The organism is Chitinolyticbacter albus (assembly GCF_024437655.1).
GTDB classification, from domain to species: Bacteria; Pseudomonadota; Gammaproteobacteria; order Burkholderiales; family Chitinibacteraceae; genus Chitinolyticbacter; species Chitinolyticbacter albus.
The window spans coordinates 25,575-41,560 of record NZ_JANBVF010000035.1; the positions used below are offsets into that span (position 1 = coordinate 25,575).

The 15,986-nt window shown below is 67.2% G+C and carries 17 protein-coding genes; all 17 read left to right on the top strand.

The annotated features are described in order from the left end of the window. The first annotated feature begins 84 nt into the window (after positions 1-84). The 17 genes from NLI84_RS16140 (at position 85) to NLI84_RS16220 (ending at position 15,969) form a co-directional block, all read left to right on the top strand. Positions 85-477 carry a hypothetical protein gene (locus NLI84_RS16140; protein ID WP_255991705.1) on the top strand — a complete coding sequence of 131 codons (393 nt, stop codon included), beginning with the start codon at positions 85-87 and terminating at the stop codon, positions 475-477. 3 nt (positions 478-480) lie between these two features. Beyond that, positions 481-1,290, top strand: coding sequence for a hypothetical protein (locus NLI84_RS16145; RefSeq protein ID WP_255991706.1), 810 nt, complete (start codon positions 481-483; stop codon positions 1,288-1,290). Continuing rightward, positions 1,287-2,579 carry a hypothetical protein gene (locus tag NLI84_RS16150; RefSeq protein ID WP_255991707.1) on the top strand — a complete coding sequence of 431 codons (1,293 nt, stop codon included), beginning with the start codon at positions 1,287-1,289 and terminating at the stop codon, positions 2,577-2,579. The genes NLI84_RS16145 and NLI84_RS16150 overlap by 4 nt, the downstream gene beginning before the upstream one ends. Further along, positions 2,576-3,619, top strand: a complete 1,044-nt coding sequence (locus tag NLI84_RS16155) for a contractile injection system protein, VgrG/Pvc8 family (RefSeq protein ID WP_255991708.1) — start codon at positions 2,576-2,578, stop codon at positions 3,617-3,619. Before NLI84_RS16150 ends, NLI84_RS16155 begins: the two co-directional genes overlap by 4 nt. 2 nt (positions 3,620-3,621) lie before the next feature. Further along, positions 3,622-4,509, top strand: coding sequence for a DNA circularization N-terminal domain-containing protein (locus tag NLI84_RS16160; RefSeq protein WP_255991709.1), 888 nt, complete (start codon positions 3,622-3,624; stop codon positions 4,507-4,509). Further along, positions 4,506-5,057, top strand: a complete 552-nt coding sequence (locus NLI84_RS16165; protein WP_255991710.1) for a hypothetical protein — start codon at positions 4,506-4,508, stop codon at positions 5,055-5,057. The genes NLI84_RS16160 and NLI84_RS16165 overlap by 4 nt, the downstream gene beginning before the upstream one ends. An 11-nt stretch (positions 5,058-5,068) precedes the next feature. Further along, positions 5,069-6,130, top strand: a complete 1,062-nt coding sequence (locus NLI84_RS16170) for a peptidoglycan-binding domain-containing protein (protein ID WP_255991712.1) — start codon at positions 5,069-5,071, stop codon at positions 6,128-6,130. An 89-nt stretch (positions 6,131-6,219) separates the two neighbouring features. After that, a complete protein-coding gene (locus NLI84_RS16175) occupies positions 6,220-6,858 on the top strand; it encodes a phage baseplate assembly protein V (RefSeq protein WP_255991713.1) in 639 nt (212 codons plus the stop codon). A gap of 2 nt (positions 6,859-6,860) precedes the next feature. Then, the gene (locus tag NLI84_RS16180) at positions 6,861-7,508 is read left to right on the top strand and encodes a hypothetical protein (protein ID WP_255991714.1); all 648 of its coding nucleotides are present in this window, start codon (positions 6,861-6,863) and stop codon (positions 7,506-7,508) included. A gap of 103 nt (positions 7,509-7,611) precedes the next feature. Further along, complete coding sequence (locus NLI84_RS16185; protein WP_255991715.1) at positions 7,612-8,028, top strand: DUF2634 domain-containing protein; 417 nt, start codon at positions 7,612-7,614, stop codon at positions 8,026-8,028. Then, positions 8,018-9,547, top strand: a complete 1,530-nt coding sequence (locus NLI84_RS16190; RefSeq protein WP_255991716.1) for a baseplate J/gp47 family protein — start codon at positions 8,018-8,020, stop codon at positions 9,545-9,547. Before NLI84_RS16185 ends, NLI84_RS16190 begins: the two co-directional genes overlap by 11 nt. Further along, the gene (locus NLI84_RS16195; RefSeq protein WP_255991717.1) at positions 9,537-11,417 is read left to right on the top strand and encodes a hypothetical protein; all 1,881 of its coding nucleotides are present in this window, start codon (positions 9,537-9,539) and stop codon (positions 11,415-11,417) included. Before NLI84_RS16190 ends, NLI84_RS16195 begins: the two co-directional genes overlap by 11 nt. A 34-nt stretch (positions 11,418-11,451) precedes the next feature. Beyond that, positions 11,452-11,937, top strand: coding sequence for a hypothetical protein (locus NLI84_RS16200; protein WP_255991718.1), 486 nt, complete (start codon positions 11,452-11,454; stop codon positions 11,935-11,937). Continuing rightward, positions 11,937-13,475 (top strand): tail fiber domain-containing protein, encoded by a 1,539-nt coding sequence (locus NLI84_RS16205; protein ID WP_255991719.1) that lies wholly within the window; start codon positions 11,937-11,939, stop codon positions 13,473-13,475. Before NLI84_RS16200 ends, NLI84_RS16205 begins: the two co-directional genes overlap by 1 nt. A 54-nt stretch (positions 13,476-13,529) precedes the next feature. Then, positions 13,530-14,492: an H-type lectin domain-containing protein gene (locus tag NLI84_RS16210; RefSeq protein ID WP_255991720.1), complete on the top strand. Its 963-nt coding sequence runs from the start codon at positions 13,530-13,532 to the stop codon at positions 14,490-14,492. A gap of 27 nt (positions 14,493-14,519) precedes the next feature. Beyond that, positions 14,520-14,705 carry a hypothetical protein gene (locus NLI84_RS16215; RefSeq protein ID WP_255991721.1) on the top strand — a complete coding sequence of 62 codons (186 nt, stop codon included), beginning with the start codon at positions 14,520-14,522 and terminating at the stop codon, positions 14,703-14,705. Between the two features lie 10 nt (positions 14,706-14,715). Then, positions 14,716-15,969, top strand: a complete 1,254-nt coding sequence (locus NLI84_RS16220) for a type II toxin-antitoxin system CcdA family antitoxin (RefSeq protein WP_255991722.1) — start codon at positions 14,716-14,718, stop codon at positions 15,967-15,969. Positions 15,970-15,986 lie beyond the last annotated feature (17 nt).

Sequence of the window (15,986 nt, forward strand, 5' to 3'; positions counted from 1 at the left end):
AACGCCTGATCGTCCATCGCTCCCCGTTTTTGCAGGCAGGCGCCGGCCCCACCGCCGTGCGCCGCCCCACCCGAGGTTTGAAACATGCCCACCGTATTCTCCGCGAACCGCAGCAACGTGCTGGTCGACGGCGAGGCCATCGAAGGCCTGCAGTCACTGGCTTTCCGTGTCGTCACCGAGCGCGAGGACATCCGCGCCGTCGGCAGCGCCGAGCGCATCGGCGTCAGCTTTGGCCTGCGCACCGTGCAGGGTGAACTGGCCGTGCGTTCGGCCAACTACAAGCTCGACAGCCATCTGGAACTGCAGGCCAAGTTCCAGCTGGTGGCCAACCTGAAAAAGGACGAAGCCGCCGATTCACCCAAGCGCACGATGTCGTTCGACGATTGCTACATCGAATCCAAGGACTTCGCCATCGGCGCGGGCGGCACGGTGCTGACCCAGTACGTCTTCACCGCGACCCGCGTTCGCGAGGAATAAGCCGTGGTCGAGGTGGCCGGATCGGCCTGGTCCTTGCAGCATCAGGGCGGCGCCAGTTCGTTGGCGATCACCAGTCCGGAAGGCGAGTGCTACACGCTGCAGCCGTGGACCTACGCCGCGCACCTGGCTGCCTTGCGAAACTGCGTCACCGTCTCGGCGCAAGGCGCGACACTTGATCATGCTGGCTTTGCCGAAGCCGTGCTGACCCATTCCGACGTGCCGGTCGAGCGCCAGCAGCAGCTCGCTGCAATCGCGCTGTGGTGGGCAAGTGGCGCGGACGCGGCTGCCACGCCGGATGCAGAGCCTGGCTGGCTCGATCTGGATGGCGCCGCCGCGCGACTGCTGCCCTGGAGCGAGGGCCAGCGGGGCCAGGCGCTGGCCGCATGTCTGGTCGATAGCGACGAGGACGGCGCCTGGTTCGATGCCGTCGGCTACCTGGACCGGATGACCCGCGCCACCGTGCGTGAACTGGCGCCGGCCCAGGCCATCGATGCCCTGCCTGCTGCCGCGACGCAGCGCCTGCTCGATGCCACCGTGGCGCTGAACGTCGTTGCCGACGAAGACCGCGCCTTGCTGGCGGCAGGCCCTGCGGCCCGGGAGACGGCGCAGCGCACGCTGCGCGCCTGCCGCGCACTGGGCTGGACGCCGAGCCAGGTGTGGGCGGCGCCGGCGGTGGAGATCGAGCGCCTGTTACAGCTCGTGGCCCTGGTTGAAACATCCGAGCCGGCCCGGCGTGCGCCTGTCGTGCGCAAGCCGCGCTTGGCCGATCACCCGGATGCCTTCGTGATCCAGATCGAGGACGACCCATCGTGAGCTTCGAGCTGGAGCATCTGGGCGAGCGCTTGCTGCGGCCGCTGGTCTCTTCGTTGCAGGAAGCCAGCCGCCAGCTGGGCCTGGCGTTCGAGCCGGAGGCGGAAGCCCTCGCCGAGGCTGCCCAAGCGAATGAACACGGCGTGCCTGCGGCAACCGGCGCAATCGCACGGCCGGAGACAGCCCGTTACCTGCTAGCGCCAGCGGCCACAACACGTGCGGCCGGTGCGAGCACGCCGCCTGCGGCGCCTGCTGCTGCGGTGCTCCCCACCATCGTGGCGGCGGCGGCGATTGCACCGAACCCGGCAGGCGTCGCGGACGTAGTCCAGCGCTCGCAGCCACCGAGTCTTGCGGCGAATACCCGCGGGGTGAGCGTGGCCGTTCGCATCGATGCTCAAGGGCGCGTCACGCCGCTGACGCAGCAGTCGACGGTAGCAGCGCTGGGAATGACAGTGGATCCGGGTTCGACAGCGGTACCAGGATCGCTGGGCGTAGCCGAAGCGGCACCGGTATCGAGAGCTATCCCGCCCACCGTGGCGGGGGCAGAGATGGCCCCGCTGCCAATTCCGCTGCCAGGGATCAAGCTGGCGTTCCGCGAGGCCGATCCCACGCACATCGATCAAGCCCACGAGGACCTGGTTGCGCCGTATCAGCCGCCCGCCCCGGCGCCGGCCGCCGAGGTGCCGCTAGCCCCAGGGTACCTCGCCGGCCATTCCCAGCTCCAGACGCCACCACCGCGGGTGCGGAATGACCAGGCCATTCATCCCGCGCAGTTTCCCCGCGCCGTGCATCCGCTGCCCGAAGTCGGTAAAGCCGTCGAGCATGGCGAGACGGCTCAACGCCCCTTATTGCTGGAGTCGGCCAGGCCGGTCGCGCCAATGGCGCAGGCGATGGGCGTCGCGAGCCGTCCGGCATTGCCTGGCGTCTGGTTGCCGCGCAAGACCGAGACCACCGACGCTACGCCTGCCGCAGTCACGTCGGTGACTTCGGATGTCGCGCTCAGCAGGGTTGCCGAACATACGCTGCGTCGGGTCGGGCGGGCGGTCGAGCCCATGCTCGATCGGGCCTATGGCCTGACCATGGCCGAGCTGGATGCGGGCACGGCTACCTTTGGCGCCGCGTCCAACGACGAGCCGCCTGCCGAGCCCCCGGCCCGGGTGAACAACCATTTCAATGTGAACGTGGCCGTCGGTGGCGGCACAGCGCAGCTGGCCGACGATCCACAGGCCCTGCGCGAGGCGCTGGCGGATCTGCTGCGTGACGCGGCGCGTCGACAGGGGCTGGACGTATGAGCGCCAGCCAGCCGCGGACCGACTACAGCGTGAAGGTCGGCAGCTATCGCGCCAGCAGCGGCCGCGACCGGGGCGATCGCCAGCTGCTGAGCCTGGTGGTCGATATCGACCTCGATGCGGCCGGTGGCGTGTGCCTGATCGAGTTCGCCGCCAGCGAGGACGCGCCGGTGGCGGTCGGGGAGGCCATTTCAGTCAGCCTCAATGCCGGCGATGGCGCCACCACCGTCTACACCGGAACCGCAGGACAGATCCGCTTGGGCGCCGCCAGTGAGCGTATCGAAGCCTGGGACGCGCTCGCCATGCTGGCACGGGCGCGGCTGGCCGCGTCGTACGAGAGCGTCAGCGCCGATTTCATCATCAAGGATCTGCTGCAGAAGGCCGGTGCCAAGGCCGGGCAGATCGCCACCGGGCCGGAGCTGGCCCAGTACGCGGTCCATCCGGCGCCGTCGGTGCTGGCGCACGTGCAGCGCCTGGCGGGCCTCTCCGGTGCGATCCCGTATTGCGACGGCCAGGGCACGGTACAGGTGCTGGCCACGGCCACTGCCGGCAACACGCACCGTTTCCGCTACGGCGAGACCGTGATTGCGCTGGCGCTGCAGCCGGCGACGCCGGCCTTCGACAGCGTCGAGGCCTGGGGCGAGGGTGCGGCCAGCGCCAAGGGCGCTGACAAGGCGCACTGGCTGACGACCGATCTTTCCGGCGTGGCCGGCAAGGCGGCACTGGGGTCCGGTGGCCAGATCGCAAGCGGCAAGCTGGGCGACGCACCCTTGCAGCTCGTCGACGGTGCACTGCGCAGTGGCCAGGCGGTGCAGACGGCAGCGGACAACCGCATGCAGGCGCTGGCATCCCGGTCGGTGCGCGGTTACCTCGACGTGTTTGCCGCCCCGGCGATCCAGCCGGGCGACACCATCGAACTGGAACGACTGCCGGCGCAGCACCCGGCCACGCGATTGCTGGCGGGCAGCGGGCCGCTGCGGGTACGTCGGGTGCGCCACACGCTGGACCGCGCGCGCGGCCTGGTCACACGGTTGGGTTTCTGACCATGGTGCGCATCGGCAAGATCGAACTCAAGGGCGTGCAGAACCTGCACACCGAGGAGGCGCGCAGCCTCGTCGAGCAACGGGTGCCGGAACAGCAGGGCAGCGTGTTCCAGGATCTGGGGCGCGAGCCAGTCACCGTCGTCATCGACGGGCTGCTGTTCGGCGACGAGGTGATGAGTGCGCTGGAAACGTTGCGGGTGGCGCACGCCAAGGCGCAGCCGCAGTCGTTTGCCGCCGACATCGTCGTCGGCAGCGATCTGACCGACGTGGTGATCGAGGATTTCCGCGTGCGGCAGGTGGCGGGCTACCCCGATCGCTACCGTTTCAGCCTGCGGCTGCGCGAGCACGTCGAGCCGCCGCAGTCGACTGCCACCGCGATGGCGCCGGTCAATCAGGACATCGCCGGGGACGCCGCCGCGTGGAACGAGGGCGCGATCGGCGCGGCAGGTGTGCTGCAAGATCCCGCCTCGCTGACGCAGGCGCTGATGGACAACCCGGCGCTGATCCACAACCTTGACGCCGATGCGCTGGGCGATGCCATCGGCAACAGCCTGGACGAGCTCGACAGCGGACAGCTCGGCGGAATGATCGATGCGGTCGGCGCGCTCGATCCGAGCAAGGCGTCCGGCCTTTTTGACGCACTTGGCCGCGCCGGCAACCTTGGCAAGATGCTGAGCAAGTACCTCGCCGAAGGCGCGAACCTGATCGAGCAGCTGAAGAACTTCGACTGGAGCCGCGCCGGATCGTTGATGCGCGCGTTCGCCGGCGGCCTCGACTTCCTTTCCGCGCTGAAGAACGTGGCCGATAAGGCCGGCCAGCTCGTCGCCGACATCGGCAACCTGGAACTGCCGCCGGAACTGAATCGCATCGTGCGGGGAGAGCGCAAATGAGCACGCCCGCCGATATCGTGCGCGATCTGGCCGGGCTCATCGATGCCTTGACCGCGCTGCTGCAGACCGCCACCGCCAAGGAAATTCCCAATATCGCGCGCGATCTGGGCGCCACCAAACAACTGAACGAAGTGGTCGACCGGGCCAAGGGCCTGCTCGACCAGCTGCGCGACAGCGCGGTGCCGTTGCGTCGCACGGTCATCGACGCCGATGCGCTGGTCGCCCTGCTGGGCCTCGTGCCGCCCTTGACCGAAGGCATGGCCGGCATGAGTGAGCGCATCGCGGTGTGGGTGCAGAGCCTGGCGTTGCCGCAAGGCGATCCGCTCAATATCGACGATGCGGCACAGGCCGCCAGCGTCGTTGCAGTGCCGCTACGCCAGGTGTCCGACGTGCTGGACCAGAGCGTGGAAATTGCCGAAGGCGTCGTCGAACTGACGGCACCCGAGCAATGGACCGGATTGATCGAGTCGCTGGGTGCGCTCGGCCAGGCCGTTCTTGAACTGAAAGCCGACCCTTCCGCCGCCCAAGCGGCTGCCGTTACGCCCTGAGGAGCTCGATCATGCCCGATACACCCACACCCATCACACCCGCCCCGCAAACACCACCGGCTCCCGTTCCCGGTGACCGCGCTGACAACCCGTTCCGCGCGCTGGCACTGCTGCTCGAAGCGGTGCGCACTTCGCTCGAATCGAGCAAGGCGCCGGGCAAGGCGCCGCGTTGGGTGCGCATCGTGCGCGTGCGCGAGTTCAAGGACGATGTGATCGCCGGCGGCGTGAGCAAGACGGTCGATGTGCTGGTGACTGCGATGGGCTATCTGCAGCGCTTCTCGCTCGACGCCTCCGATCTCCTGATCCAGGGCGATGCCGCCAAGGCGCTGGTCGAGGTGTCGGCCGAGTTCATCAAGAAGGCCACCAGCAAGGAATTCGTCAACGCCCTCGAACTCGCCATCGGCCAGGAGCCGAGCGCCAGCGCGCCGATCCCGGACGTGGGCAGCGTGATCGACAAGATCGTTGCCATCGCCGACAAGGTGCCCGAGCCCGAGGACCTGGAAGTGATTGGCCGGGAGCTCTACAAGCTGCTGGCCATCGATCTGAAGACCAGCGAGGACGACCTCGCCGCCGCGACCACCGATCACGTGCTGATCGAGACCACCGGCAAGCTGCGCCTGCTGCAGTGGGGCCTGGGCAACACCTTCAAGCTGCAGAACTTCGGCAAGGGCGCGACCCCGGCCGAGGCGGTGCTCACCTCGCTCGGCTCGCGCCGCCTCTGGCTGGCCACCAATGCCAAGTTGCCGCAACGCACCATCGGCAAGTGGGGCGACGACAATAACCAGGAAACGGTGTTCGAGCTGCAGTTCGCCGGTGACAAGGCCGGTGCCGACATCGCCGAAGTCAACACCATCCTCGACGGCCTGGGCTACCCGGTGCCGAGCGGCCTCGATCGCAAGGTGTTTTCCGACAAGTTCGCCGAGCGCCTCAAGGCCTTCCAGAAGATCAACAGCCTGGAGATCACCGGCAAGCTCGACAAGGCGACGCTCAATCGCTTGCTGCACCTGGATACCGAAACGCTGAGCCTCAAGCGCGCCAAGCGCTACAAGGCCGAGCCGGAAGTCACGTCGTAAACGCGCGAACAGCGGGCCGGCGTGTGCCGGCCCGCACTAATACGCCTGTGTGCCGCCTGGCGCGCGGGCAACCGTAATCAGGAAGAACCGTGAGCGATCCGATCGCCGTCATCCGCGCCGTGGTGCGCGACGAGCTACGCAACCTGCGCCTGGGCGACCTGGGCGTGGTGACCAGCGTGTTCCCGCATACCGATGCCGGGGATGCCCATCATTACGAGTGCAACGTGAAGCTGCGCGAGGCCGATCTGGAACTGCGCAAGGTGCCGATCGCCACGCCGCATATCGGCATGGCCAGCTGCCCGGCCGTGGGCGATCTGGTGCTGTTGAGCTATGTCGGCGGCGACCCGAACCGCGCGGTGGTGATCGGCCGGCTGTATTCGGAAAATGCCACACCGCCGCTGTTCGACGAGAACGAATGGCGCGTGCACTCACCCTTGGCGGGCGCCACGCATATCGCGATCGACAAGGATGAATCCTTCGTTGTCACCGCCGGCAAGACCGTGGTCACGGTCAAGAAGGATGGCAACGTCGAGATTGCCGGCGAGGCCGACGTGAACATCGAGGTCAAGGGCAACGCCACCATCAAGTGCGGCGACTGCACCATCGATGCCTCCGGCAACATCGACCTGGGCAAGGGCGGCGCCGGTGTGATCACCGAGGCCAGCCACAAGTGCTATTTCACCGGCAAGCCGCTGGTGCCGTCGCAAACCGTCAAGGCCAAGGGTTGACCATGCCAGCGCCGCAGGCTTCCCAGCTCGAATCCGTCGCCGACGGCATGGTGCGTGCCGCCGCGCTGCAAGGCGAGGATGCGCCGGGCCTCGCGAAGGCGCTGGCCAATGCCACGGCCCAGGCGCTGGCGCTATTCGCCGCGCAGGGCATGGTGTTGCCGGGTATTCCGGCCGCAGCGGTACCGCCACCGGGCAACGGGGCCACGGCCGGCCCCGGTCGGCTGATGCCGCCTCCCGCTGGCGGGCCGATCGCGCCGCAGCTCGAAGGCATCTGCAATGCGCAGCTGACTGCCCAGGGCATCAAGGGCGAGGATGCGCCCGGTCTGGCCAAGACCATGGCCGCCACCATTGCCCAGGGCATCCAGTTGTTTGCCAGCCAGACCATGGTGATGCCCGGCATTGCCATCGCCGGTTTCGTCACCACCGCGCCGGGCATGTTGCAACCGGTGCCGCTGGCCTCGTCGATCGAGGGTGCGGCCAAGGGCTTCATGCAGCGCGACGGCTTGCGTGGCGAGAACGCGCCTGATCTGGCGCAGGCCATGGCCAACACCGTCAATCTCGCGCTGACGCAGTTTGCCGCGCAGGTCATGGTGGCGCCGGGCATCCCGTGCTCGCCCGGTGCCAGTGCCGGGCCCGGGAGGTTGATGTGACGAGCCTGCCAGCGAAGCTACCCGCTTCCGTTGCAAACGATCCGGCAACAGGCCCCCGGCAAAGTCGGGCGCACACCACCGGTTCATACGAGGAAACAGCATCGTGGTGACACACGACCCTTACGGTACCGATTTGCGGCTGGTGTTCGGTGCGCGCGGCGAGGATGCCGATCTGGCGGTGGGCATGCAGGATCTGGATACGGTGAGCGGCATCGACAACCTGGTGCAGGCGCTGGCGCTGCGCCTGCTGGTCGATCGGGGAGAGTTGTCCGGGCTGGGGCATGCGCGCTACGGCAGCCGCATCCGTGACCTCTTGGGCGAAACGCTCGATCGGCCCAATCTGGAGCTGATGCGGCGCTATGTGCGCCAGTCGCTGCTGCAGGATCCGCGCGTGGCCGAAGTGGTTTCGGTTTCGGTAACGCCGGCCGGTGTGCGGCGCGATGCGGTCGAAGTAGTGGCCCAGGTGCTGGCGGGCGACGGCGACATGGCGCGGGTGGAGGTGGTGTTCGATGCCGCTTGACCAGCCGTTCCAGAAAAAAAGCTTCGCCGAGGTGACCGCCGCGCTGTTGGCCGACATGGCGGCGGGGGCCGGCGGGCGCCAGCCACTGACCGACGTGACCGAGGGTAGCGTGGTGCGCACGCTGGCCGAGTCCTTCGCCCGCGAGCTCGCGGTGTGCTACGAACAGCTCGACCATGTGTATCGCAACGCCTACCTGGAAACGGCCGCTGGCGGCGCGCTCGACAACGTCGTGGCGCTGCTGGGCCTGACGCGCCGGCGCGGTGGTTTCCTTGAGGGCATGGTGCAATTCGGTCGCGGCACACCCGCGCCGGAGGACATCCATATCCCCGCCGGCACCCTGGTTGCCGGGCGCGATGCACCGCTGTGCGCGACCATCGAGTCGGCCACGCTGGAGCGCGGCGAGTTGCGGGTGACGGTCGGCGTGCGGGCGCAGGAGGCATTCGACGGTACGGTCAAGGCGGGTCAGCTGGCGGTGATGCCGCGCCCCATCGCCGGCGTCGAGACCGTACACAACCCGGGTGATCTGCTGCTGCGCCAGCGCGAGGAAACCGACGCCGAGTTGCGCCAGCGCGCGCAGGGCGTGGTGCGTGCGGCCAATACCGGCACGCTGTCGGCAATGGAAGAGGCCGCGCGCTCGGTCGGCATCAACGAAGTGCGCATCATCGAGCAGCCGAACGGCCGCCCCGGCGAAATCGCCGTCATTCTGGGCGACACCGGCATTCCGGACGCGCTGCGTGATGAGGCGCGGCGTCGCATCGAGGCAGTCCGCCCCGCCGGCATCGTGTTCGAGTGTGATCGTGCGCAAACGGTCTATATCCAGGTCACCGCCACGCTGGAAACCGGCGGCGAGCGTAGCGAGCGTGAGCGCAAGGCCATCGAGGCGCAGCTGACGCAGCAACTGGCGGATTACATCGGGCAGCTCGCCATCGGCGATACGGTGCGCGAGGCCAAGATCCGCGCCATCCTCACCAGTCACGACGCCGTGCTCGGCGTCGAGGACACGCCGGGTCTGGCCATGCTCACGCCGTACACGGTGCAGGCCGACGACATCCTGGCGTCGCAGGCCAGCCGCTTCGTCGTGGGCAAGGGCGATATCGCGCCGGGCCGCACCGGCCGCGTAGCGCTGGACCTGGAACGGCTGCCGCTACGGCTCAGCCTTGAGCCTTCGGTCGTCAACGCGCGGCTGACGTTGCAGCTGACGGTTACCCAGGATGCCAACCGTATGGGCATCGAGAACGAGCTCAAGCAAAAGGTGCAGTCGCTCAACGAGGCCATCCTGGAGCACCGCGCTGCCAGCCTTAGTAGCGGCGAGCTGGTCGAGGTGCTGAAGAAGAACCAGCCCGAGTTCGTGCAGTGGGTACGCGCGACGGTGATCCACGATCGCGATGGCCGGGCGGTGGAGCTGGGCGACGGCAACCTGCCTGCGTTGGAGGCCAACGTGCGCAGCGACGATTTCGGGGGCCGCGAGCGGCTGCTGCTCAACCCCATAGATTGGGTGGATGCGGGCAATGGGCAGTAGTCTGCTGCGGCGCCAGCGCCTGCTCGATCTGCTGCCGCGCATCTACACGGCGCAGCCGGCCGATAGCGCGGTCGGTGCGGTGATCGCGGGCATGGCCGGTATGCTGGCGCGCCTGGATGGCGACATGACGCGCGTGCTGCATGATCGCTGGAGCGCGCTGGCCACGGCCCAGCGACCGGACGAGGCGGACAGCGCGCTCGAGCGGCTGGGCCATATGTTGCAGGTCTACCGCCTGCCGCCCCGGCTCATGGTCCAGGGGCAGCAGGAGGACGAGTTCGGCCTGCACCTGCGCTTTGCCTCCGGCCGGCATCTGGACGACGCGCTACGTGATCTGCTGGGCGTGGGCTGGAGCTCCGCCGATGCCGAATCGCACGCGCGCGGTCTCGCGCTGCTGGGCGAGGTGTTCTCTGGTCTGCGTTTCGATCATGTCGCGTTCGACGAAACCCTGCATGTGTCGCTGCTGGGCGAGGATGCCGCGCCGCTCGCCCGGTTCAGGACGTTGCTGCTGCCCGAAGGCGGCGAGGCGTACCGCCAGCGGCTGCGCCTGAGTGCGCCCTTGCTCACGGGCGGTATGACCACGCCACGTGCACTGCTGGCGCTGGCGATCGCGGACCTCGGCGCCGAGCCCAGCCTGGCCATGCGGCGCCACGGCGATACCCTTACCGCCCAGGCCATGCCGCTGGGGACGCGCAAGCGCTGCCGCCATTGCGCCGGGACCGATCCGCTCGCGCCGTGCGTCGCGGCCAGCGAAATACTGTTCGAAGCGAGGCTGACCGACAACCCGGTACTGGATCAGGAGCACAATGAACCGGCGCCCCGCTTGCGCCGGACGTTCAACGTGCACAACGCCAGCCTGCTGGCCGATCGGCCCATCCTGCGCCTGACCGCCACGCAGCGCCCGATCGCCTACCCGGCCATCCAGAGCCGCAGCACCGGTGAGATCGCGTTGTTCGCCGGTACGCTCAAGCCCGGTGAAACGCTGCATCTGTATCCGGATGCCGAACGGCTGGACCTTCCCGCCTACGACAGTGAAGGCCGGGCCGACCATCACCGCTGGCTGCAGTCGTACCCTGAGGGCCGTGCCATCGTCACCGCCGTGGGCCGGCCCGAGCGCGACGTCAGCAGCGACATCTTCTACCTGTGGGGCAATCGTTTCGACGATATGGCGTCGCGCTTCGGTGGCGGTGCGGGCGAGGCGCTGCGCTGCGGTGTGCTCGATCAGGCGGTGCGCACCCCGCAGCTCGTGAGCGGCGACAACGCGCTGATGCTGCTGACCTTCGCCAAGCCGGACGCCGAATTCGCCGGTGCCGGCGATACCACGCATCTGTCGGTGTTCGCCGGCCTCAACGAAAAGGATGGCACCCGCTTTGCCTTGATCGACGGCGATCTGGCGCATTCGGACCAGAGCTTTCTCTCTCTGCTGCTGCAATCGTTGACGCAAACCGACACCAGCGGCGAGGACGAGGGCGATTCCGCGGCCAAGCCGCCGCTGGCGCTGCAGCTGGAATGGGTGGCGCGCCCACCGGCCACCTTCCGCCTGCGTATCCCCAAAAGTGCGTGGGTCATCGAAGCGGAGTTGCGTGGTGCGGTGGCGCTGATGCGCCAGGACATCGAGCGCGCCCGGGCAGCCGGCGTGCGTGCATTGATCGATTTTCCGGTGCCGCCCTATCGCGAGCGGCAGGACAGCGAGGCGCTGCCGCCCAAGTTGCAGGCGCATCAGACCAACCGCGAGCTGAATGAACCGGGCGAAGCGCACCTGGCCATCACCGCGCGGCAGCCGCTGGCCGATACCCAGGCACTGGACGAAGGCCGGCTGGTCTTCGGCGGCGTGCTGGACGCCACGCCACTCGACTGGAGCCGGCTGCAATGAACCATCAAACTTTACGCAATCTGGAGAGGACAGCATGAGCGCGTTACGGGAAGTGAATGGCCTTGCCGGCGTACTCGGCATCGTGGTCCGCGATCAGGACGGCCGCATCGTCGAGGAGCGGCGGGTGAACAACCTGATCACCACTGCCGGGCGCCGGGTGCTGGCACAGCTGATGACGGGCGTCGTATCGCCCGGACTGCTGCAGATCGCCGTGGGCGGCAGCGGCGAGGTGGCGACGCCGGAGGACGTGCAGCTCTACAAGCCGCTCGATGTCGCCGACGCCAAGGTGCCCTCGCTGGACACGACTCCCGATGGCAACAGCGGTCTGCCGCGCGTGCTTGCTGCCGTGCAGGCCACGCTGCCCGCGCGTGGTGGCGGCGAGGTGCAGGAGCTGCAGGAGGCGGGCATCCTAATCACACCATCCAACCAGCTGCCCGTGCTTTATAACCGCGTCACGTTCCCGCCGATCAACCGTTCCGGCAATCTGGAGCTGACGCTGACCTGGGAGGTGATCTTCTGATGGCCGATCGTCCCGAACCCTATATCAAGAAGCAGCCCGGCGACATCATGCTCGCCGCGGACTGGAACGAAGCCCAGGTCCTTGCGCGCGCCGACATCGAAACAGTGCGCACCCAGGCCATCAATGGCGCCCGGCTGGAGCCGGGCAGCAGCGCCAGGCTGGCCGAGCTGGCGCTAAGCGGTGACCTCAAGTTCAGCAACGGCAAGTCGCTGCTGCAGTCGCTTGACGCACTCACCGCCAGCATCAAGACCGCAAGCGATGCCAAGTTCGATCGCAGTGGCGGCACGCTGGAAGGCGGTCTCGTGGTCAAGGGCGAGCTTAGCGTCACGGGCCTTGCCAAACTGGGTGGCGGCGCCCAGGTGAGCGGTCCGATCAAGCTGCGCACGCTGACCACGATCGAGGAAGGCGATGGCAAGTGGTCGAATTTCGGCTCTAACGCCTACTACGACGGCACCTGGCGCCGGGTGGACAATGGGCGCGCCGGCGTCAACCTGCATATGCAGGGCGAGAACGCCGAGGGTCAGGAGTTCCGCTTCTACCGCATCGAGGCCAATGGCCAGGCCGGCAATATCGCCGTGCTCGGTTCGACGCTCAGCTACCTGCGCGACAGTCACCTCGCCATCGGTAGTACCTCGGTGGAGAACGCCGAGAGCTGGACGCGGGTGCTCGATGTGTTCAGCAACAGCTCCACCAAGCTGTCGGTGCGTGCCAACACCGTTGATAGTCGGGTGATGGCGCACGTCAGCGGCATTTACGGTGCGCCGGCTGGCATGGTCGTCGGTACCCGCAGCGCGCATCCGCTCAGCTTCATCAACGAAGGCAAGCTGAATACGACGCTGCAGACCACCTACATCGACATGCTCTGCAGCGCCAGTGGGCCATTGCGCATTTCCTCGAACTGGACTGGCAAACCGGACAACAACCGGGCCTGGGCGGAGATATCCAACGATACCAGCAGCCACAAGACATTGATGATCATCGGCAACAAGGCCAACGATGGCAGCACCCGACGGGTCAGCGTGTGGGACAGGCTGGAAGTGAATGGCAGCTTCCATGTGAATGGCAACGCCACGATGTCTGGCCAGCTCGAGGTGAACAACGGTGTGGTGTTCGAGAACAACCTGGGCGCGCACATCCAGCGCGACGGCGTGCTCTATCGCTACGGCGGTCAGGCCTACATCGGTGTCGACGATCACCTCTTCGTGTACGACTGGGGCCGCAACAAGTCCATCCACCTCGACGTGATGAACTCCAAGATCAACTACAACTCCGATCTGCGCCTCAAAGAGGACGTGGCGCCGCTGTCATCGGTGCTCGACACCGTGCGCCAGCTGCGCGGCGTCAGCTATCGGTGGAAGGATGGCGATGGTGAGCGGCAGCTGGGCTTCATCGCGCAGGAAGTGGAGGCCGTGCTGCCCGAGCTCGTCAGCGAAGGCCCTAATGGCATGAAGCAGATGAGTTACACCAGTTTGATTCCGCTGCTGCTCGAGGCGGTCAAGGCGCAGCAGGCGCAGATCGACGAGCTCAAGGCGAGATAACCCATTATGGGCTGGCCGGGCGCTGTACGTCTCGGCTTTCCAGGAAGAACCACCATGCCAGAAACCAAGGATCCCGCGCTCAAGGCCAACGAGCTCGCTACCGCCACGGCGCCGTACGTGAAGAAATCGGCAGGCGACATCATCCGTGCCGATGACTGGAACACCATGCAGGCGATGGCGCGAGGCGAGATCGCCAGTCACGATCACACCGCGCTGGGCCGGGCGATCCCGCGCGAGGGTATACGCGAGCGCGCCATCGACGGCAGCCGGATCGACCCGGAAGCGCAGATCGCTGCTCGCAGCCTCGCGCTGAAGGACAGCCTGAAAGTCGGTGCACGCGATGTACTGATCGATATCGATCGTGCGCTGAGTGGCCTCGAGCCCTTGAAGAGTGCATCGGACAAGGCCAACGCCGAGCTGGCGCGCCTCAATGGCGCGCTTGGCACGCTGACCAGCCAGGTGACGCTGGTGCCGCAGCAGACACTGTCGCTGGCGGGACTCACCGTCAGTGGTGATGCTGCTCGCGATAGCCGCAACCTGTTCGTTGACGGCGATCTGCAGATCAAGGGCACGCACAAAATCCACTGCCCAGCGCGCCTGCACATATCGGGCGACGAATTGCTCTATCTGCTCAACAAGAGCGGCGTGGTGATCGGCAAGGAATGGGGCGGCAACGGCAAGTTGACGGTCCAGGGCGAACTGGCCGCGCAGGGTGGCATCACCTTTGGCGACGGTAGCCAGCAAACGGCCGGGATGGTGGTGCGCGGCAGTACCTGGAGTAGCGGCGGTCGCTTGGAAAAAACGATCAAGTACATCGACGTGTCGTTCTCGGGCTTCCGCAATATACCGACCGTACTGGTTTCGCTGAGCTTCATCGACGCGGAACAGAGCAAGAACCTGCGGCTGAACAGCTGGGCGGAGGCCGTGACCACCAGTGGCTTCCGGCTCGCCATCCAAACCTGGGCCGACACCATCATCTACGGTGCCAGCGGCACCTGGATCGCTTTTGGCAACTAAGCCCACCAACCTGCAACAAGGAAACCCATGCAACAGCAACTCCAAGCGCGCCTTGCCCAACTGCGCGAAGAATTCGAATCGGGCCAGCAGGTCCTAGCCGAACTCGAGCGGCGCCATACCGAGGTGAGCAACACGCTGCAGCGTATCGGTGGCGCCATCCAGGTGCTGGAAGAGCTGCTGGCATCCGAAGCGCCGGATAGCGCCGCGGCGTAACGGGGGCTACATGGCGGAGGCTGTCGTCCAACTGCTGAGCAACAATCGGCCCGCGTCCGGCCGCGCGCTCGAGGTCACGCCCGAGGGCCTGCTGTTGCAGTTGGTGGTGCCGCCCGGTCGAAAGCTCGAGCGGATCACGCTGGCGTTGCGGGCGGACAACGGCGCAACCAAGGCTGCAACCGGCGTCACCGTCAGCGGCGACGTGACCGATCTGCCCAACAATGCCGCGCGCTGGGTGCGCGCCGAGTGGGCAGAGGAGCGCGCACTCGCCGGGCTGGCCTTTGCCGCCAATACCGCAAATGCAGCGGGCCGCATCCGCATCCTCAGCGACGGCATCTGGCTGCCACTGATGCCGCTCGATACCCTGCCGATCACGACGGCCAACCAGGTTTTTGCGCCGCTGGCAGCCAGCGCGGTGTCGATCGAGGTGCTGGCGCAGAACGACCAGAAGGTGCTGGTACCGGGCGCCGCCAAGGTCGGCGGGCTCAGCTTTACCGTGTCCGATCAGCCCTGCCATGTGGCGCTGGCGGTTGGTGATGATCCACCGTTCTTTCGCCACAGTGGCGTGCTGCCGGTCGCGCCGGTGGAGATAGGCGGGTTGGCGCGCCTCATCAATCGCTATCTGCTCGATCACCCCGGTAGCCAGGTCGTGCCACTGCGCTTGCTGGCCGCGGCGCCACGCAAGCTATGGATAGAACGCTTCAGTGCCACTCTGGTTACCGAGGCGCCACCGGTGGAGCCTGATGATGGCTCGGCACAGGAAGACCCGAATCGGCCGCGACCGGACGAGGTCGCCGTTGTGCAGCCCACGGGCGCCGCGACCGCGATCACGGCGCACCGGCTCGGCGCAGACTACCGGGTGGCGCAGCGTTTTCGCTGGACAGAGGCCACGCGCGCATTGTCGGCGATCGCACTCTATGCGCGGCAATCCGCCCCCGCGCCCAAGCTGCATGTTCGTTTGCACGCCGACGAGCGCGGCATGCCAGGGGCGCCGCTCGGTGCCGACTTGCAGGTGGCCCTGGCGCAGCAGCTTCCCGGTTGGGTGCGCGCGCGCTGGCCGGAAGTGCTGGCGCTCAGCGAGGGCGAGTACTGGCTGGTCGCCAGCGCAGAGGGGGGCGATGCGCTGTGGTATACCGGTGACGCCCGGCCGGCTGGGGCTGGACCCGCACTCTATAGCGTGGCTGACGGCCCCTGGTTGCCAGTGGATGGCAGCGCCAGCTGGGCTCAGTTGGCCGTCCATGTCGTTCCCCCCGAGATGTCCTGACCCCTCGTTCAAGCGAA